The following is a 19429-nucleotide window of genomic DNA, read 5'->3' as shown; positions in this document are numbered from 1 at the left end:
GCGGTTCCGTTACGTTCATCCTTACCACCAACGATCCCGCCGGGCCTTGTGAGGCCGTAAGCAACCAGGTGACGGTGGAGGTACTGAACGTGGATTGCGGATCTTTCTTCTGGGATGGGGAGTAGTATTTCAACCGTAAACTGGTAACCGTTGCACCTGTGGGTTGATGGTTGGCGGTTCGGTAGAATGTGATTACGACGATCACACCGTTTAAGGAGCTTTTTCAGCGGCTAATACGGTGTGCGTTGCGCTAAGACTTTTTTTGTTTTTTATTCATGAGAATATTTTACCTCGTCGGCATTGCCGGCGAGGCTTTTATGTTGTCAGAGGGTACAGGAGCTTCGGATATTTGCTGTATTGAGAACCTAAGGGCCTTATTTTGTTACACAGTAGACAAACGGGCTTCAATATGCTGAAAGCATCAAAGTGGTCGTTTATTTTGTGGTGCTCCTAAAACCATCTGCGATGAAAACTATAATTTTTACAGTACTGACCCTGAGTTCAGCACTTCTGGTCGCACAAAGTGTCGAACTCACTCCCGCTTACCCGCCGGTGCTGCACAACGGCGCAGAACTCTCTCTCGCCTGGTTCGGAGGGCTCAATACACCCCAGCCCCAGGCCGCTGATCTGGACGGCGATGGAACGGACGACCTGTATTTCTTTGATAAGTCAGGCGAAATAAACCTGGCGCTGAAGGGTGACGGCAACGGCAACTACGAAGTTGCCCCGGAACTGGTCGCTCATTTTCCCGACGATACGGAGGGCTGGACGATGCTGCGCGATTTCGATCAGGATGGTACTCCTGATATGTTCCGGTACTTCTCAGCAATCGACGGGGTGCAGGTGCTCCGTGGAACCCGCAGGGCAGACGGCTTGCTCGAATTCGAGGTAATAGACTTCGGAGGGCTTTTCCCTATTCTCTATTTTCCTTTTGAAGGAAACGAAACATCGATTTTTGTAAGCAGCATCGATTACCCCGCCGTTGAAGACCTCGACTTCGATGGAGACCTCGACCTGATCACATTTTCCGTCAACGGAGGTTATGTGGAATACTATAAAAACCAAAGCGTGGAACGAGGCTTCGGGTTGGACACGCTTATTTATACCCTCGAGTCTCAGTGCTGGGGTGGATTCTTCGAAAGCGGACTGACCACGGCGCTGGACCTGGCTCCTGCCCCCGGAGACTGTTTCGATAACCTCCTGCCCGGCGGAGGAGGCAGGCCCCGCCACTCCGGATCAACAGTCACGGTCTTTGACTACGACGGTAACGGCCTGATGGACGTAATGCTTGGCGACATCTCTTTCGACCGGCTGGTTCTTGGTCTCAACAATGGCTCCGTTGATCAGGCCTGGATCAGCAGGCAGGACACTGCGTGGAACGATGAAGGAGTGATCGCCGACATTGCTTCCTTTCCCGCCGCCTACTATATCGATATCGACCAGGACGGCAAAAGGGACATCATCGGGTCACCTTCGGTGACCCTGAACGGAACGGACGTGGAGGTGATGTGGTATTATCGTAACGCAGGCACCGAGACGGCTCCGGATTTCGTATTCCAGAGCCGCAAAGTGCTCGTCGAAGATATGATCGACCTGGGGACTTCGGCCAACGTTACCACCTTCGATTACGATGCCGATGGCCGGCCCGACTTGATTCTGGGCAACAACGATGAATACACCCCGGATAACTCTCTGGACAGCCGCTTTCGCCTGCTGCGCAACGTAACGCCTGAAGGCGGAGAAATTGCCTTTGAACTGGTGGATGAGGACTACCTCGGCATGAGCGCATTTCAGAGTACTGGTTGGGCTTTCACGCCAACCTTTGGTGATCTCGATGGCGATGGCGACCTCGACGTAGTGATCGGTGACCGCAGCGGAAAATTATTCTACGGTGAAAACACCGCCGGCCCGGGCAACGAAGCCACCTTCGGCCAGCTCGTGTTTGAATGGCAGGGGCTCGATGCGGGCCAGTTCAGTAAGCCGTTCATTGCAGACCTGGATCGCGACGGGCTGCAGGATCTGCTGGTGGGAGGATTTGACGGGCGGGTGCGCTTCTTCCGCAACATCGGTACGGAGCAATCACCAATGTTCAACCCGGACGTGAGCGCCGCAGGAAATATGCTTCAGCTCGGAGGCATCAATACCAACTCTCCGGGTATCAGCACGGGCCACCCGGCGCCCTGGGTGGTTCAAAACCCGAACTATACACTGGTTTTTGCCGGCAACCGGATAGGCCAGGTGGAAGTCTACCGTTTCGGGATCGACTCGGCGTATACCGAGCCGTTTACCCTGCTTACCAAAGAGATCGCGGGCCTCGATGTGGGTGGTTTTGCCAATCCGGGATTCGGTGATTTTGACGGCGACGGAAAACTGGAACTGGTAGTGGGGACCCAGCGGGGTGGGGTCAACTTCTTTCGGACCAACCTGAATTCCGATGCAACGACGGCGCTTTTCTCTGCTCCTTCACCTTCGTTTGCCTTTTCGGCCGCGCCCAATCCTGCTTCAGATTTCGTTACGATTGATGGCTGGCCAACGGGGGCTGTGTCCGAAATCTCCTTGCTCGATGTCAACGGCCGCGTATTGAGAACCGAAACCGTGGCGGCGCGCACGCAGGTGCAATGGAACGTTGAAGGGCTAAGCCCTGGTGTCTATCTGGTCCGGCTCGAAGGAGCCGGCGGTCTGGCCTCGCAAAAGATCGTAATCCGATAACTGCCTACAGCTGATTTTCCATGCGGATAAGAGGAGCAGACGTAGTTCTCGCCTGAACCCGTAGGAAAGTAGTCGTAGAATTCGACTGACAGATTGCGCTTAACTATCTTACCCTCCGAAATGGAAGACAATACCTCCGGGCAAGCCACCTCTGGAACAAATACCCTGAAATGGATAATCACCGGGCTGGTGACCGCCATCATTGTGGGCCGCCTGATCATGAGCGCCCTCCGCTTTGGTCCGGGGCTGGCCATCGTGATTGCTCTGGCGGCGATTGGTGTGGGCCTGTACCTGAACTACCGCAATGGGGACAACCGAATTTACAACCACCTGCGCTACCTGCATCTCGGTAACCGCTTCTTCATTGGTCTGGGAGCAGTAGTGGTACTTTCCGCCGTTGGGTTTTACTGGGAGGGGCTTTACTACCTGGCGGTTGTTGGTCTGGTTGCACTCTTCGGCCTGTTGGCTTACGATGCCTGGCAGCTATACGTGATCGCCGGCCATATCTCGGCAGAACGCAGCGTACCTAAAGTCCTTTCGCTGAGCGATGAGATGAATATCCGCATCAGGGTGCATAATGATGGCCCGAAGGAAGTGAGCGTGGGCCTTACGGACGAGTTGCCCGCCGACCTCCAGATCAGAGACCACCACATCGCTTTTGAGTTGCCGGGAGCTTCTGATCGTGAACTCTCGTACTCCATTCGCCCGATGACCCGTGGGGAGTACGACTTCGGCAGCATCAACCTTTTCCTTACTACTTCCTGGAAACTGGCCGAACGACGCCTCGAAATCCCCGCCGGGGTGACGGTGCCGGTCTATCCCAGTATCCTGCAAATGCAGCAGTTTACCCTCAAGGCTAAAACTACAGTACCGGCCAGTGGCCGCAAGCGTTTGCGCCGGTTGGCCAAGAGCTATGAGTTCGACCAGATCAAAGAATACGTCCTGGGAGATGATTACCGGAGCATCAACTGGAAGGCCACCGGCCGCCGGAATGCCCTGATGGTAAACCAGTACGAAGACGAGCGCGCCCAACGAATATTTTGCTGTATCGATAAAGGCCGGACCATGCTGATGCCATTCAATGGCCTGAGCCTGCTCGATTACGCGATCAATGCCACCCTCGCGCTGAGTAATGTCATCCTGACCAAAGAGGACCGGGCCGGTCTGCTCACTTTCTCGGACAAACTCGGCACTATTTTGCCGGCCGACTCCAAGCCCGACCACCTTCGCCGCATCATGGAAGCGCTTTACCACCAACAAGACCAGCAGGTGGAGTCTAATTACGATCTGCTGTACTATGCCGGTCAGAAGCTGCTGGGCGGACGTAGTCTCATGATACTGTTTACCAACTTCGAAAGCAATTACGCCCTCGACCGGGTGCTTCCTGCACTGCGGCGGATTGCCCGATCGCACCAGCTGGTGGTCATCCTCTTCGAAAATACAGAAATTGCTGAACTGCTGGATAACCCAGTAGAGGGGGTTGAAGACGTCTACCTGAAGTCAACGGCCAGGAATTTTCTTCAGCAAAAAGAGTTGATGGCTGCGCGGCTGCGCCAAAACGGAGTTCGGGTGGTACTCACCCGGCCCGAAGCACTGTCGGGGGCCGTAATCAACGAATACCTCGAGCTCAAGCGCCGGGGGCTGGTGTAGGAGTTTTTGAGTCGGGAGTCTGGGAGTCGGGAGTCTGGGAGTCGTGAGTGTGGGAGTCTGGAGTTGCTGCGGCGGTGTTGTAGCGGGCTTTTGAGCTGTATTCAAAAAGGCGAATGAGCGAAGCGAAATGAGTGGTCCCGCTACTCCCGACTCATGACTCCAGACTCCCGACTCAAAAATTCCTAAAACAACCCCGGAAAAAACGCATCCTCGATGTGCTCGAGGGTATGCGAGCCGTCTTTGTGCAGGAGGATGGCAATAATGTCGAAGCGAACTTCCCACTGGTGGTCTACCTCTCTCATATACGCTGAAGCGGCCCTGGCAATGTTGCGTTCCTTGGCTGGGGTGACGGCACCCGAAGGGTGCCCCCATTTGAGTCCGCGACGGGTCTTCACTTCTACGAATACGAGGCAGTCATCCTCCTGGCGCGCGATCAGGTCCAACTCGACGCGTTTGTAACGGTAGCCGGAGGCTACCACGGCCATACCGATGGCTTCCAGATGAGCTTTGGCCAACGCTTCTCCTATCTGGCCCGTCTTTTGTTTATCGGTCATTGGGCTAAGTTAGGAGATTTTGGCCGCTGAGGCCAAAGCTTTTCATCTTTGCACCATTCGATTCGCACTGTCTGGTGTTCAGGAGAATGCGGTTATTGACCTGAATACCGGCCTGTGAATGCCAAATGATCCTTTTTAGTCTTATCAAAACCTTAATGCGTCAAACACGGTTCGTTTAAAGCCGTTATCAACCATATCAACAAATCCAGCTATGCTTAAGCAATCCTTTTTCCTACTTCTGTTTTGTACGCTTTCTTTGGCCGTGAGTGCCCAGGGAGGAACTACCGAAGAGCAAGCGAGGGACGATCTCGACTACTACAATAACGACAACGACCGCGTCCGGGATCAACGGGGAGACACTTTTGGGAGTAACCTTTGGTTTGGGGCCGGAGCTCAGTTAGGTTTTCAGAGCACCAGCCAGAGCAGCTTTTTCCAAATCGGCTTGTCGCCAATTGTAGGTTATAAGGTGAACAACTTCCTGAGTGTGGGGCCGCGGGGCAGTTTTGCGTACAACAGCTACCGTCAGGACATCGGCGGTGGAGATCGCTTCAAGGCAAACTACGCTACCTGGCAGGCGGGCGCATTTACGCGGGCAAAAGTAATCGGGCAGTTTTTTGTCCATGCCGAATACAGTATCGTAAACGAAGTGGAAGGATTTGATGCCGACGGGGACGCCGTACGTTCCACTCGTGCGATCCCGTTCCTGGGTGGTGGTCTCAGCCAGGGTGGCGGGGTAGGAACTGCGGGCTTCGAGATTATGCTGCTGTTCCGTCTTTCTGCTGCCGACCGCATCGGAGATTCCCCTTTCGAGATCCGGACGGGGCTGAACTACAATTTTTAAGCCGGCGGTACCATGCCGTGGGCTGAGACTTGATTCTTACTGTTACTTAGTGGCGCGAACGCAGGTGCAGGGTAGCGGTTTTGGGAGCAAAGAGCATGCTTCCTCCCTACCTTGAATGCCGTTTTTAGAAAAAAACTGCGCGCAGCGCAGTATTGGAAGCGGCATGCTCTGCTCCAATAGTCTATCTTTGCACCCGCGGCCGCGCAAGAGTAAACATGGTTCAAATTTCAATGTTTAAGCTTTGCAGATTGTGGTTGTTCTAACGGCCAATGCGAATGCGCTCAGGTTGTTGAAACAGGAGGTGGTCGGGCCAAAAACAGCGTTTTATTTTGTCCGTTCTGAAGGTTCAGAACAAAGATTTTGTCGTTAAATAATGCGGCTTTGGAACTCTCCAGCGAATTTTCACTAAATTGCAGCCCGGATGGAAGTTGCCATCCGGTACGTTCGATCATGTTTTAAGAAAGTTTATGCGGCTATCTACTCTTTTGCTCACGTTGTTGTGCGCCTTTTTTTGCGGCTCTGTAATGGGCCAGGTCGTCCTGAAAGGGACCATTTCTGACGATGATAACGGAGAAACGCTCATCGGTGCCAGTGTGCTGGCAAAAGGAACCACTACAGGAACCGTCACCGATTTTGACGGCAACTGGGAACTCACCGTTTCCGGACTGCCCACTATCCTTCAATTCTCCTACCTCGGATTTGCGACAAAGGAAATTGAAGTGACCTCACCTGATCAGGACCTGAACATTCGCCTTGGTGCTGATGACGGGACCACCTTCGAGGAGGTTGTCGTTACCGGCCGGCGGATCAGCGAAAAGCAGCAACAGGCTGCTCTGACGATGGAGACCCTCGATGCCATCGCCATCAAAGAAACACCTGCGGCCAACTTTTACGATGGCCTCGGCAGTCTCAAAGATGTTGACCTTACTGCAGCCAGCCTTGGCTTCAAAATTGTAAATACCCGTGGGTTCAACTCCACAAACCCCGTTCGTTCCCTCCAGACGATTGACGGAGTGGACAATCAGAGCCCGGGCCTCAACTTCTCGCTTGGTAACTTCCTCGGAGCTTCCGAACTGGACGTTAACCGGGTGAACCTCGTAGTTGGAGCCTCTTCAGCTTTCTATGGCCCGAACGCCTTTAACGGTGTGATCGCCATGGAAACCAAAGATCCTTTCTTGCAACAGGGGTTCTCCGCTCAGTTAAAAGTAGCAGAGCGTAACCTGTTCGAAGGAGGCATCCGTTGGGCCGAAGCGTTCAAAAACAAGGACGGTCACGATTGGGTGGCGTACAAAATAAACCTGTTCGGCTTCAGAGCCGACGACTGGGTTGCCGATAACTTCGATCCGGTGTTCGACACCGACCTCGCTGCCAGCAACCCTGGCGGATACGATGCTGTAAACCGGTACGGCGATGAGGAAGACTCTGGTGCCGATTTCAGTTCTGTACTCGGTCTCGGCGAAATCCGCAGAGCAGGTTACAAAGAGGAAGACCTGGTGGATTACGACAGTGAAAACCTAAAGGCTGGCCTCGCGGTCCACTTCCGCCTGAACCCGGCTAAGACGCTGGAAAGCACCGAGTTGCTGCTGGCCAGTAACTATTCTACGGGTACCACCGTGTACCAGGGAGACAACCGCTTCAGCCTGAAGGGTATTCAGTTTTTCCAGCATCGTATCGAGTTGCGCAACCGCGACAACTTCTTCCTGCGCGCCTACGCTACCCACGAAGATGCCGGAGAAAGCTACGACCCTTACTTTACTGCTCTGCAACTGCAAGAGGCGCACAAAACAGATGCCGCCTGGCGGACGGACTACCTTAATTACTGGACAACCTTCATTACCCCTCAGGTAGAAGCCCTCGAGGGCTTCCCCGATTGCCGGAATTCAAGCATTCCTGCTGATCAACGGTGTTCAGTTGCGGAGTTCAGGCAGCAGCGCCGCGACTTCTACGCCAGCGAAGAAGTACAGAGCCTCCTGCCGGGCTACCACGCGGAAGCCAGAACCAGAGCACAGTCGGGCAATTCCTCGGATCCCGACGCCGTCGATTTCTACGAAGTTGGTACGGAGCGCTTTCAGCAAGCATTCGACAGTATCTCCAGCAACCTCATTGGTCAGGGAGGAACGCGTCTGTTTGACCGTAGTGCGCTGTTTCACCTCCACGGCGAGAAGCAATTCCGCGGCGTTTACAAGCCCAACGAAAACTCGGGTCTCGACCTAACGGTTGGTGCGAACTACCGCCTTTATACCCCTAACAGCCAGGGAACGATCCTGCTGGACACAATGGGCCGTAACATCGATACCCAGGAGTTCGGTATCTACGGTGGTGGTACAATGAACATCAACAACCGCTATCGCATCTCGGCGAGTCTGCGTGCAGACAAGAACGAGAACTTCGATCTTCTCTTCAGTCCGGCAGCAAGCATTGTTTACACCCCTACCGCTACGACGACGCTCCGGGCCTCCTTTAGCTCTGCGATCAGAAACCCAACGCTGAACGATCAGTACCTCAATTACAACGTAGGCCGGGCAGTACTGCTGGGTAATATCGACGGCATTCAGGACCTGATTACGGTTGAAAGTCTTGTCGACTTCCTGAATACGGGAGATGTGGATACCATTCGTCGTTTCGACGTTGCTCCCATCCAACCTGAACAGGTGAGAACCTTCGAGCTGGGCGCCCGTACCACCATTGGTGAGCGTCTGTACCTCGACGCAACGTACTACTACAGCCGCTACACCGATTTTATCGGTTTCAACCTTGGTGTTCGTGCGAGTGTGCGGCCTCAGTCTCCGCCAACCGGCGTTCAGGCCTACCGTGTTGCCGCCAACGCAACGGAAGTAGTTACTACCCAGGGTTTCAGTATCGGTTCAAATTTGTACTTCGCTGATTACTACTCGCTGAACGGTAACTATAGCTGGAACCGCCTCAACACGGAAACCGACGATCCGATCATTCCTGCGTTCAACACGCCGGAGCACAAGTTCAACATTGGTGTTTCGGGGCGTAACGTACCGCTTTCGTTGTTCGGTAAGCCCGTCAACGACTTTGGCTTCAGCGTGAATTACAAATGGGTAGATACCTTCATCTTCGAGGGAAGCCCACAGTTTACGGGTCCGATCGAAAGCTACGGTATGCTGGATGCTCAGCTCAACTTCACCGCGAAGAACATCAATACGACCTTCAAGATCGGTGCAAGCAACCTGCTGGATAACCAGGTTTACCAGGTATATGGCGGACCCCGCATTGGCCGTTTGGCGTATGCTTCTGCTACGTACAACCTGTCTAAAAAATAAAGGCCTGTACTGCAGGCTGTTTGCATTAGAGCTATCAATCAGCTCTTTGGTTTTACTTTTATTCGTTCATCAACTCAAATTAAATGCGTACAAATATTACCCTTATCGCTGTGGCGATGCTCACCTTCGCGAGCAGTCTCCAGGCCCAGACCCGCTTCATCGACCCTATGTTCGAAGTTGGAGCGTCTACTACAATTACTTACGGCCAGAACGTCGATGTTTTCCTCCAGGGACTGAATGAACTGGAAGCAGATGTTTACGAACCCGTTGGTGATGATTCGGAGGCTCTTCGTCCAATAGTTGTTGTTTACCCTACTGGAAACTTTCTCCTCAAGTACCTCAATCAGGGCGCTTACGGTGGACTGAAAGACTCTGCTGCTGTCGAAATCATGAACCGTGTCGTTAGCCGTGGCTACGTTGGTATGGTTGCTGAATACCGTACAGGATGGCTGCCATCTTCTCCTGATCAGGACATTCGTACCTCTACGCTCCTTCAGGCTGCTTACCGTGGCGGACAGGATGCACACACCATGGCCCGCTACCTCCGCAAGTCGGTGGTTGAGGACGGCAACCCTATGCGAATCGATACGAACCGTATCGTATTCTGGGGCCTCGGTACCGGTGGTTACGTAACCATGACGCACGCATTCCTCGACTCTGTTGACGAAGTGCTTGACGATGAGCGTTTCTACGATGCCGCAGATCAGCCTTACGTAAACATTAGCGTCAATGCTGACCCACAGGGCACACTTCCTGCTTCGTTTCCCGCAGCCCTGGGAGGAGGACCTTCTAACATTCCTAACCACGTAGGTTACTCTTCTGATGTTGCAATTGCCGTTAACACCAACGGTGCACTCGGTGACCTGGACTGGATGACCGGAGCCGACAACGAGCCGATCACTTTGGGATACCACAGTCCTTCCGATCCCTTCGCACCTTTCAACGTCGGTACTGTAATCGTGCCAACTACCGGTGATATCGTTATCTCTGGTGTTTCTGGTGTCAACTCTGTAATGGAAAAGGCTAACATGGTAGGCATCAATGATGCCATTTCTGATGCCAACGCTCTTGCACTGCCCAGCATTTACCCTCCACTCAGTACGGTTGTAAATCAGGTTAACGCTGCTTACAAAAACGTTACCGTAGACCTCAGCCAACTGGGACAGCCTTCTGACGTTCAGTTGAGCTACGACAATATGTTCCCACTGTCTGTTGGCGATACCCGTACAGCAACCGGGGCAGTAGCCTCTACTTACAACTGGATAGACTCTGTGCGCGTTCGCGCTGAGATCGCGGCTTTTAATGCTGCTTTCGGCCAGGAAGTCGATGCTTCTGCAGTTATCAGCAACGAAGCCCTGACCAATCCTAACGCCTACGACGGTGCTGCAGCAAGAGTAGTGTTTGACACAATCTTTGCTCACTTCCTTCCCCGTGCTTACATCGGTATGAACCTCGAAGAAATCGTAGGTACTCAGGACCTGGTTAGCAACGCTGCTGTTGGCCTTGAAGTATTCCCTAACCCTGCTGCTGCCGGATTCACGGTGCGCACCGAAGCCGGCCACGCTATCCGCACCATCCGGGTAATGGACATTAACGGTCGTGTAGTTGCTAACTTCACGAACGTGAACGCCACCAGCAAGTACATCAACCGCGGCAAACTGCCACGGGGTGCTTACATCCTCCAGGTTCAACTGGATGAGGGAACTACCGCACAGAAGTTGATTCTGGACTAAGCTCTGGATTAACTACTCGCTTAAGATTGAAAGCCCCCACCGTTCTTTGTGAATGGTGGGGGCTTTTTTATGCGCGCACGCAGGTGCAATGAGTGGTTATCGTTATTCCCTGACCCGGAACCGCAGCGCCCGCAAGCCGTTGACCGACTGCAGAGGGTCCAGTATAAGATCTTCTACTTCGCCGTCGACGTAGCCAGCTTCCTTGAGATAACTCAGGTAATCAGAATACTCTTCCCGGTCTTTATCGTTGAGGTAAACGATGCTGATCATATTAGCCAGGGTAAGCCGCTCTTGTCCTTTGCGGATAGTCGCCTTGTCGATACGCTTCTTGAGGATCTCGTAGCGGACGTTGTAGTCACCGTCGACATCAAAGCGTTTTTCGTCCATCCGAAACTTAATGTCCAGCGGGCTGGTGTAGGCAAAAATGAGCTGAGCTGTGCGCAGAGGCATCGGCAGGTCCTGCGAAAGCCTGGTGGTTAATCGGGTTGCCTCGCACATATCGATAAGCTGAGCAAGCCGAAGGTTACGTAAATGAACGTTGCTGAAGTGATGGTTCTTGAGAAGGCTTTGGCCAGCGTAGATTTCGTATTCTACGCCGTCAGTTTTGTATTTTTCAAAATAGTGTGGAAGCGTTTTCTGAGTGGCCTGGTCCCGTTCGGTGAAAAAATCACTTAAAGAGCGGTTGAGCCTGGTAACGCTTTCCTCGTAATCTGACCGGACACGATAGAACAGGCCAAGATCGATGTCGAGATCGGAGAAATAGTTTTCGGCGAGGTCCGCAATTTCTGGGTGCTGACCACTAAGTTCCTCGATGAGAGGGGTGAGCTGCTGGTGTATAAATTCAGCCCAGAAGATTTCGTGACTGTTGTCAAAATTGTCGATGCCTGTTTTGAGGTGCCCGTCGATGCGTTGAATAACCTGTTGGATGAGTGGGAATTCGACGTGTTCCATTGCCCGTACGAGCAGGTAACGCCCGGCCCGCATATTGTCGGCGAGGTCCTGATAGATGGCTGCATTGCGAAGACGGCTGCTGCCAACTATGTCGGCTTGCCCGTAAAGAGGGTAGACGTCCTTGAAAGCGATCACTTCCGGAGCATCGGGGTGGCCAGCATCCTGGCGCTCCAGGATATTGGATGCAGCCTCGGTGAAACGCCACTCCACACTGCTGTGCAGACTGGTGTATTGCTCCCGCATTATAGCCTCAATGCGGTTGTCGATGTATTCCCGGCTTCGTTCAACGGCGGTTCTGAACAGGCCACGGATTTCCCGGAACTTGATTTCCATGAACGCATTAATGCCGTAAACTTTAGGCGAGCCGAGCTCTACCATCCCGATGACGTTCTTCTGCTGATCGAGCAGGGGAGCCACCAGCAGGCTGCGGATTCCCTGCTTGATGAGCAGCTTCTCAAGTCTGGTTGTCTTGCGGAGCGCCGTCAGGTCATCAACCAGTACTACATCCCGGGTCCGGAATGCGCGGTCGTAGACACTGCTGCGGTAGGCTTCGTCCGTAAGGCGGTTTACATCTTCACTCAGGAAATTGAATTTGATGCGGTACTCGTGGTCGATGGTCCGGCTGACCGGGTAATCGACCGCCGTGAGGCCGAGTTGCAGGGTTTTATCGCTGAAGTGGACCCGGGTAAGATTGGCCAATTCACGAACCCGCTCAATGTTGAGCACTGCATCACGACTGATGAGACGTTGCTTGATTCGGCTCAATGATTCCTGTTCGGTTACTTCAAAGAGATGAGAGATATGAATGCCGTGAAAGCTGAATTTATCTGCGGGTAACAGTTTCAGCCACAGGTCGGTATCGTTTATGTTGTTGAGCAGCCGCTGGATGTCTTTTCTGCTGAGATCAGGAATCTCTCCGTTGGGAACAACGTCGATGTATTTCTGATTCATTTCGGGCTTATAGAACCGGTTCAGCCCCGACTCAGAATCGTTGACTGTCAGCATGGCCGAGGGGGTCATGTCTACGTCAACGCCATACAAACGCTGCAGGATGAAGCATCCGATGAATACGATGTGTCGGTTGCGGACGATATCGAGCCCTCCACCGAAGGAGTAACAGGCGTCTTGCATTGACATGAGCGACTGCATAGGTCCGCTCATGTAGATAGGTGCGAAGTTGAACGGTTTACTGAACTTGAAAAATTCGGTTTCCCGATCGGATGGCGGGATGATGAAAAGCATCAGCATGTCGAGCAAATCCTTGTGATTGTCGAGCACGGAAAGCTCCTGAATCGGATGGTCCAATTCGGGAGAATCTTTAGATAGCCGGACTACTTCGCGTGCGAGGAATCGAATGCCTGCGTCTTCAGAATCGATGAATGTTCTGATCTTTTTCAGTACGGGGCCAAAACAGAGTTCGGTACCGTACGGGATGTCGAAGGGGTTCATCCCGCCGGCAGATCTGCCATCGGTGAAAACGATGGGCGCCTCTAACACGTCAGCGCCGTTGTGGATGGTGATGTCCAGTTCCATGCCGAGTAAACGTTTGGACCTTCGGAAAGGTTAGTGTATATGTAATGCGCCTGTACTACCGGATTACTCGCCGTACCTTTGCAGGCTAAATATTTAGCTAAACTGTCGTTCCGTATCACCATGCCTTCCAACTCTCCCGGCACCAGCGCCCCCGCCAAAAAAGTCCATACAGGTACGGCTCATTTTCAGAATGAGAGTCGTCGGCATGAGCACATTGCTCCTGATCTGGAAGAGTGGGGGATTTTCAAATTACTTGATAAGCGGGATGAATTCGTGAAAGAACTGGAAGCCGAAAGTTATGAGCGGATTCTGGAAGAGCACGGCGGGAAGCTGAATGACCTGCTGAGCAAAACGCTGTTCAGTGAACAGCGCCGCACGAAGGAAGAACCATGGAAGGTAGACCCTCCGAAAGAGCGCAAATTCTGGAAAAAGCTCGCAAAAATGCTGGCTACTCACTCATTGGACGAGGATGAAGTAACGACAGCAGACAAGGCAGCGCGCAACATCCTGCAGAAGATCGTACACCGCTACGCCGACGAAATAGTGGGGCATTTTAAAATCCCGACCTTCAAATTCGCCCGCCGCTTCCTGACCTTCTTCTTCGGGAGATTGCTCAACGCAGCCGATGGACGGAGTTTCAAAAGCCTTTTCAGCAAAAGGATTCTGTTGGAAGAGCGTTTGCTGGTACGGGGTTACGTCAATGAAGTCCGCGAACTGAGTAAAAGAGGAACTGTCGTCTTTTGCCCGACGCACTTCAGTAACCTGGACAGTATCCTGATCGGTTACGCTATGGATCAGGTGGCAGGCTTGCCGGCCGTCAGTTACGGCGCAGGTCTGAACCTTTACAACACCGGGTATACAGCTTACTTCATGAACCGGCTGGGGGCTTACCGTGTAGACCGGCGCAAGCGAAACCCGATCTACATGACGACGCTGAAGGCAATGAGTAAACTCATCATCGCCCACGGCGTGCCCAGCTTGTTTTTCCCCGGTGGAACTCGTTCGCGCTCCGGAGCGCTGGAAACGAAACTGAAACTGGGGCTGTTGGGTACTGCGGTAGAAGCCCAGCGGCAGCACTACGAAGACGGGACGGACCAAAAAGTCTTCATCGTCCCCGTTATCCTCAGTTACCCTTTTGTACTGGAAGCTCAATTCCTGATCGAGCAGCACCTGCAGAAAGAGGGGCAAGACCGGTACATTAAGGCAAAAGACAGTTTTCACAGCCTGCGTTCTATCCTCAAGTTCATCTGGGGAGTATTCTCGAAAGGGAATAAAATAACGATTGCTTTGGGCCGCCCGATGGATGTGTTGGGCAACAGAGTCGAGGCCGACGGGAAGAGCTACAGTAAGAGCGGACGGCAAGTACGTACGAGCGACTACTTCCGGGATCAGCACGGAAAGATCAACCGCGATTACCAGCGGGAAAGCGAATACACCAGGATGCTGGGAGACCACATTGTAGAGCGCTACCACGCCGACGGTATCGTTTTACCGAGCCATTTGGTGAGCTACGCTGCCTTCGGTATGCTGGAGAAAACCTTCCCCGGCAACGACCTCTACGCTTTGCTGCGTCTCCCGCCGGAAGATTTTTACTTCGATGAGCAGGGGCTCAACTCAGTAGTGGGGCAATTGCGCGACCGGCTGTTGCTGCTGAACAAAGAAGATTGCGTGAAGCTCTCGAAAGAACTGTACGACAGCCCGGAGGAAATCATCCGCCAGGGGATAGAGAGCCTCGGTAATTTTCATATTGATAAACCGCTGCGCTACGATAAAGAAGACCGGGTCGTGTGCGATAACTTCGCAATGCTCCATTATTATCACAACCGCCTCAGTACCTTCCGGCTAAAGCGTTACGTGAACTGGCCCGTAAAACTCGTCAGGGACGAACGGGTCGAAGATGAGTTTTTCTCTGAACTGAAAGCAGAGGATATGCTGGATTGACCCCCGACAGGAGATGAGCCGGCAAAGGTGGGGAAATCTGTAAACCATCCTGTGGCACCGCTGTTTCCTGATGTGTATGACCGTATTACTATACATAGCAATTACCCTCGGCGCTGTAGCCGGAATGGAATTCATCGCCTGGGCAGCCCATAAGTACCTCATGCACGGTTGGCTCTGGGTGTGGCACGAAGACCATCATAAGCCTCATCATGAAGAGGATGGTTTTTTCGAGAAAAACGATCTGTTCTTCCTTGTTTTCGCCATCCCGAGTGCAGCCTGTTACATTGTAGGGCTGAATGTGACGGGGATGTTCTGGCTGACTTTTGTCGGCGTAGGAATCAGCATATACGGCTTGATCTACTTTCTGATTCATGATGTGTACATCCACCGGCGGTTCAAGTGGTTTAAGCAGCTCGATAACCGGTACAGCCGGGCAATCCTGAGGGCTCATGGCCATCATCATGCGGTTACGGAGAAAGACGGCTGCGAGAGTTTTGGCCTTCTCGCCGTAGACGATAAATATTACGGAAAGCGTTCTGAATGGGATAAAAAAAAGGATAATGAGCTAAAAGCGTAACTTGCAACTCGTCTGTGTGATGTCCGGGTCACTGATGGATTAGTACAATAACAAATGGAAGACCGTTTACTAGACAAGATTGCCCAACCGTTTAACCTCAACCTGCCCGAGCACGAGACGATGGAGCAGGCCATCGATGAGTTTCTGCCTGCGGTACGAGGCTTCGGATTTAAAGACCTGACCGACGAAAACGCCCCCCTCTACAAAGTAGACTGGGTAAGCATGACGGATAAGCCGGGGGCCACCGAAGTGAATTTGCACACTTTCCTGCCCAGCGGAGAGATCCGTATCGCCAGGGACGGATCGATGGACGGAATGTCGTTTAATGTTCTCACTTCCAACCGGATCATTATCGGGCAGAGTGTACACCGGGATGCTTTCCTGTATGAGCTTCAGTTCATGGATGAGGACTTCCTTATTTTTAAGCGACACGGTAACGAAGCAAATATTAAGAAGAAATACCTGTTCTATTGTCGGGAGGCCATCGGTACCCGCCTGGTATGGAACGAGGCGCTGGAAAAAATGGTAGACAAATACCGTAACAACCAGTTTCCCTGGATACCCGTCTTGGTGGTTCTTGCGATCGTTGTGGGCGTAATGCTCTACTTCCGGTAACAACCCCGGGCGATGGTTCTGCCCGAAGGGCAGAAGTGCAACGACTTGTCGGTTACTGCTTCACTGATAAGCGCTGACTTTTTAAGTAGTGCGGGCCCAGGTCAGTTCTCCGACAATCCAGTAATTCACTATTCTTATCTTTGCCCCATGAGAAAACTGTTGTTCCTCTTACTGATCCTCGGCTCTGCTAGTGCAGGAGCTCAGACCTTCCGTGCCTCGCTTCTGGCGGGCGGTAACTTTAGTCAGATCGACGGCGACGACCTGTTCGGTTACCACCAGTTTGGCCTCAACGCCGGAATCAGGGTAGTAGCGGTGCTGAATGATCGTTGGCGCGTTGGCCCGGAGATTCTGTTTTCTCAGCAAGGCGCACGCCGTAACCAGAATTCGGCTAACGTGAGCGCATTCGATCAGATCGACCTGAATACCCTGGAAATTCCGCTGATGGTCTACTTCAAAGACTGGCGGCTGACGGCCGAAGCTGGCTTGAGTTACCAGAACCTGTTCAGTTACACGATCATCAGTTCCGGAGGAGAAGACATCACCGCCGCTACGCCGCTGAACAGCGACTTGCTGGCAATCAAGGCGGGGGTTACGTTTTTCCTTACCGAACGCCTGGGCCTGAACATGCGCTTCTCGAAGCACCTCACAAATATTGATCCGGATCAGTCACTGAATACCTCCTTTAAGGGAAAGTCCATCAGTGTTCGTGCCGTTTACACCCTTGGCCAGGGCGAAGAACTTCCACGTCCGGCTCCAGACGATTTCTAATATGATGATCCGAAGCTTATCCACTTTGCTCTTTGTCGCCTTGTTTTGCACCTGCGGCCCCTCGCCCGCAAAAGAAACAACGGCCGAAACAACTGCCCCTGTAGCGCAGGAAGGCGTTTCTTACCCCGTAATCGACATCGCGCGTCTGGAGTACCTCTTTGACAACGCAACCTACATGGATGCGACTTTTTACAACCTGCCCGTTTCTATCAATCAGAGCAGTCTGCCGCAAATCCGATCGACGCTGGGGGGAATCGGTGCCGATCCCGCAACCATTGCTCCTAATTGCTCGCCTGCCGGTCATATCTGGTTTCAGGTCAACGGAAAAAACGTTGAAGAGGCCGACATTTATTTCCAGCAAGGCTGCACCGCCTACGTATGGTACGAAGATGGAAAACCTGCCTACTCTAACCAAATGACCCAGAGCGGAGCCGGTTTCTACCAGAACATCATTAACTCCGTCAAGCAACAAACGGGAGGCGGGAAATAGCTGCTCTTAACCACCACGAATCGGACCTGATAAGACTGGCTCGATAACCACCTCATGCTATGTCTACCGTAACCCGCCGAGCCGTTATCGACCTCGGAACGAATACTTTTCACCTGCTTATTGCTGATGTCTCTGCAACAGGAGGAATCAGCGAGATTTACCGGGAGCGTATCTTCGTGAAATTGGCTGCAGAAGGGATTGCGACCATCGGGAAGGCGCCCTTTGCGCGGGGAATAAAGGCTTTGCGGCACTTTCGGATTGTTCTTGACGAACACGATGTGCCGGAGGTGAATGCCATCGGGACGGCAGCACTACGGACGGCTGCCAACGGAAAGGAATTTATCCGCGAAGCCGCGGAAAAGTCCGGGATAAACATACAGTTGATCGATGGAGACCAGGAAGCTCAGTACATCACCCTGGGTGTACTGAACGCCATCCCCGCTGCGGAAGACCGGGTATTGATTATGGACATCGGAGGCGGCTCTACCGAATTCATCATCGCCGATGAGCGGCAGGTGTACTGGCGGAGGTCTTTCCCGCTGGGTGTTTCTGTTTTGATGACCGGCTTCCACTTCAGTGATCCGATTTCTGGCGGGGAAGTAAGCGCGCTGGAAAATCATTTAAAGACATCGCTCACGCCTCTGCGAGAGGCTCTTGCTACGTACCCAACCACCCACCTGGTGGGAGCAGCAGGCACTTTTGATGTGTTGGCCGAGCGGCTGCAAGATACCGCTGCACCCCGGCATACAACCAGTCATCAACTCAACATCGCAGGCTTCGGGCCATTGTATGAGCGGATTGTCGGGGCGACGCTCGCAGAGCGTCTTGCGCTGCCCGATGTGCCGGAGGAGCGGGCAGACATGATTGTAGTGGCGATGATTTTGCTGCGGTTTGTGTCTCGTTTGGCTGGCATCGACCGCATAACAGTTAGTGATTATGCGATGAAGGAGGGTATTTTACTGGCGCGGCCGCAGGATGCAAAGTAAGTTTTAAGGCAGAGCTGCTTCGCCCGCAAAATTGCGGTAAAGCAAAACGCCGATCCACGCGATGAAACTGCCGAGCAGCGCTCCGGCAAAGATGTCGCCTGGGTAGTGCTTGCCAACGTAGACCTGGGCCAGGGCAATGGCTCCGGCCCAGAGGAAAATGCCAAGTCGCCATCCCCATGCTTTGTCCTTAAGCCAGGTCAGGGCCAACACGGTGGCTAAAGCGAAATGGTTGGTGGCATGGTTGGAGGGGAAACTCCACTTCCCACCACAGTTGACGAGCTCCCGGACTTGTCCCGCAATTTCCGGTTCCGCGCAGGGCCGAAGTCGTCCGACCCAGGGCTTGAGCACGTTGGCCGCAAACTGATCGGCAACGCCCATAACTACTCCAATGCAAAGAAGTAACCACAGCGTTCGCTTCCAGCCGTACGAGCTGTAAAGCAGAAATACCATGAGCAGGTAGAGCGGAATCCAGGTGGTCTTCTCCCGGAAAACGGGTAGAACTGCATCCAGAAAGGGATTCGCGAGCGATTGGTTGATAAAATGAAAGAGTTCGTGGTCCATACTTAGAGCGTGTCTAAAAATTCGAGTCAAGATTTCTCTGTATTGACGATAGAACCATCTGAATGTTGGCCATCAAAATGAATGAAGCCGAATTTTCTATCGTTCGCTCCAGGTCCTTGGTGATTCTGCGATAGAAATTCATCCAGGCGAAGCTTCTTTCGACTACCCACCGCTTGGCTTCTACTACAAACCCCTTCGAGCCTTCCGGTCTTGATGGGCACTCAAAGACA

Annotated in this window: 15 protein-coding genes and 1 pseudogene; 11 read left to right on the top strand and 5 right to left on the bottom strand. The window is 52.9% G+C overall.

Translation table 11 applies throughout. The annotated features are described in order from the left end of the window. Window positions 1-465: 465 nt before the first annotated feature. Both FUA23_RS21400 and FUA23_RS21395 read left to right on the top strand, forming a co-directional pair. Window positions 466-2709, top strand: a complete 2244-nt coding sequence (locus FUA23_RS21400) for a T9SS type A sorting domain-containing protein (protein WP_147932823.1) — start codon at window positions 466-468, stop codon at window positions 2707-2709. A 120-nt stretch (window positions 2710-2829) separates the two neighbouring features. Continuing rightward, entirely contained in the window at window positions 2830-4359 is a 1530-nt protein-coding gene (locus FUA23_RS21395; RefSeq protein WP_246144436.1) for a DUF58 domain-containing protein, read from the top strand. A gap of 182 nt (window positions 4360-4541) precedes the next feature. Here FUA23_RS21395 and FUA23_RS21390 read toward each other — a convergent pair whose 3' ends face one another. Beyond that, the gene (locus FUA23_RS21390) at window positions 4542-4913 is read right to left on the bottom strand and encodes a YraN family protein (protein ID WP_147932822.1); all 372 of its coding nucleotides are present in this window, start codon (window positions 4911-4913) and stop codon (window positions 4542-4544) included. Window positions 4914-5124: 211 nt separating this feature from the next. On the opposite strand from FUA23_RS21390, the gene FUA23_RS21385 reads away from it, so the two are divergent. Then, the gene (locus tag FUA23_RS21385; RefSeq protein WP_147932821.1) at window positions 5125-5754 is read left to right on the top strand and encodes a hypothetical protein; all 630 of its coding nucleotides are present in this window, start codon (window positions 5125-5127) and stop codon (window positions 5752-5754) included. 281 nt (window positions 5755-6035) lie between these two features. Here the strand turns inward: FUA23_RS21385 and FUA23_RS22480 are convergent, their stop codons facing one another. Further along, window positions 6036-6206, bottom strand: coding sequence for a hypothetical protein (locus FUA23_RS22480; RefSeq protein ID WP_187271178.1), 171 nt, complete (start codon window positions 6204-6206; stop codon window positions 6036-6038). Window positions 6207-6221: 15 nt separating this feature from the next. Between FUA23_RS22480 and FUA23_RS21380 the strand changes: the two genes are divergently transcribed. Then, entirely contained in the window at window positions 6222-9044 is a 2823-nt protein-coding gene (locus FUA23_RS21380) for a TonB-dependent receptor (RefSeq protein WP_147932820.1), read from the top strand. Window positions 9045-9127: 83 nt separating this feature from the next. Next, window positions 9128-10777, top strand: coding sequence for a T9SS type A sorting domain-containing protein (locus FUA23_RS21375; RefSeq protein ID WP_147932819.1), 1650 nt, complete (start codon window positions 9128-9130; stop codon window positions 10775-10777). A gap of 102 nt (window positions 10778-10879) precedes the next feature. Here FUA23_RS21375 and FUA23_RS21370 read toward each other — a convergent pair whose 3' ends face one another. Beyond that, on the bottom strand, window positions 10880-13261 hold the full coding sequence (locus FUA23_RS21370) for a GAF domain-containing protein (protein WP_147932818.1): 2382 nt from the start codon (window positions 13259-13261) through the stop codon (window positions 10880-10882). Between the two features lie 120 nt (window positions 13262-13381). Between FUA23_RS21370 and FUA23_RS21365 the strand changes: the two genes are divergently transcribed. The 6 genes from FUA23_RS21365 to FUA23_RS21340 all read left to right on the top strand — a co-directional run bounded on the left by FUA23_RS21365 (window position 13382) and on the right by FUA23_RS21340 (window position 18638). Beyond that, window positions 13382-15202 (top strand): 1-acyl-sn-glycerol-3-phosphate acyltransferase, encoded by a 1821-nt coding sequence (locus FUA23_RS21365; protein WP_147932817.1) that lies wholly within the window; start codon window positions 13382-13384, stop codon window positions 15200-15202. 76 nt (window positions 15203-15278) lie between these two features. Beyond that, window positions 15279-15779 carry a sterol desaturase family protein gene (locus FUA23_RS21360; RefSeq protein WP_147932816.1) on the top strand — a complete coding sequence of 167 codons (501 nt, stop codon included), beginning with the start codon at window positions 15279-15281 and terminating at the stop codon, window positions 15777-15779. 54 nt (window positions 15780-15833) lie between these two features. Next, a complete protein-coding gene (locus tag FUA23_RS21355) occupies window positions 15834-16394 on the top strand; it encodes a hypothetical protein (protein ID WP_147932815.1) in 561 nt (186 codons plus the stop codon). A 147-nt stretch (window positions 16395-16541) separates the two neighbouring features. Then, window positions 16542-17162, top strand: a complete 621-nt coding sequence (locus FUA23_RS21350) for an outer membrane beta-barrel protein (RefSeq protein ID WP_187271177.1) — start codon at window positions 16542-16544, stop codon at window positions 17160-17162. 1 nt (window position 17163) lies between these two features. Continuing rightward, window positions 17164-17652 carry a hypothetical protein gene (locus FUA23_RS21345; RefSeq protein WP_147932813.1) on the top strand — a complete coding sequence of 163 codons (489 nt, stop codon included), beginning with the start codon at window positions 17164-17166 and terminating at the stop codon, window positions 17650-17652. 59 nt (window positions 17653-17711) lie between these two features. Beyond that, entirely contained in the window at window positions 17712-18638 is a 927-nt protein-coding gene (locus FUA23_RS21340) for a Ppx/GppA phosphatase family protein (RefSeq protein WP_147932812.1), read from the top strand. Between the two features lie 3 nt (window positions 18639-18641). Here the strand turns inward: FUA23_RS21340 and FUA23_RS21335 are convergent, their stop codons facing one another. Beyond that, window positions 18642-19199, bottom strand: coding sequence for a phosphatase PAP2 family protein (locus FUA23_RS21335; RefSeq protein WP_147932811.1), 558 nt, complete (start codon window positions 19197-19199; stop codon window positions 18642-18644). A gap of 99 nt (window positions 19200-19298) precedes the next feature. Then, a pseudogene (locus FUA23_RS23190) lies at window positions 19299-19429 on the bottom strand (IS5 family transposase); the annotation flags it as partial.

Source organism: Neolewinella aurantiaca, from assembly GCF_008014675.1.
In the GTDB taxonomy this organism is placed as follows: Bacteria; Bacteroidota; Bacteroidia; order Chitinophagales; family Saprospiraceae; genus Neolewinella; species Neolewinella aurantiaca.
This window is presented reverse-complemented; position numbering and strand designations above follow the sequence as displayed.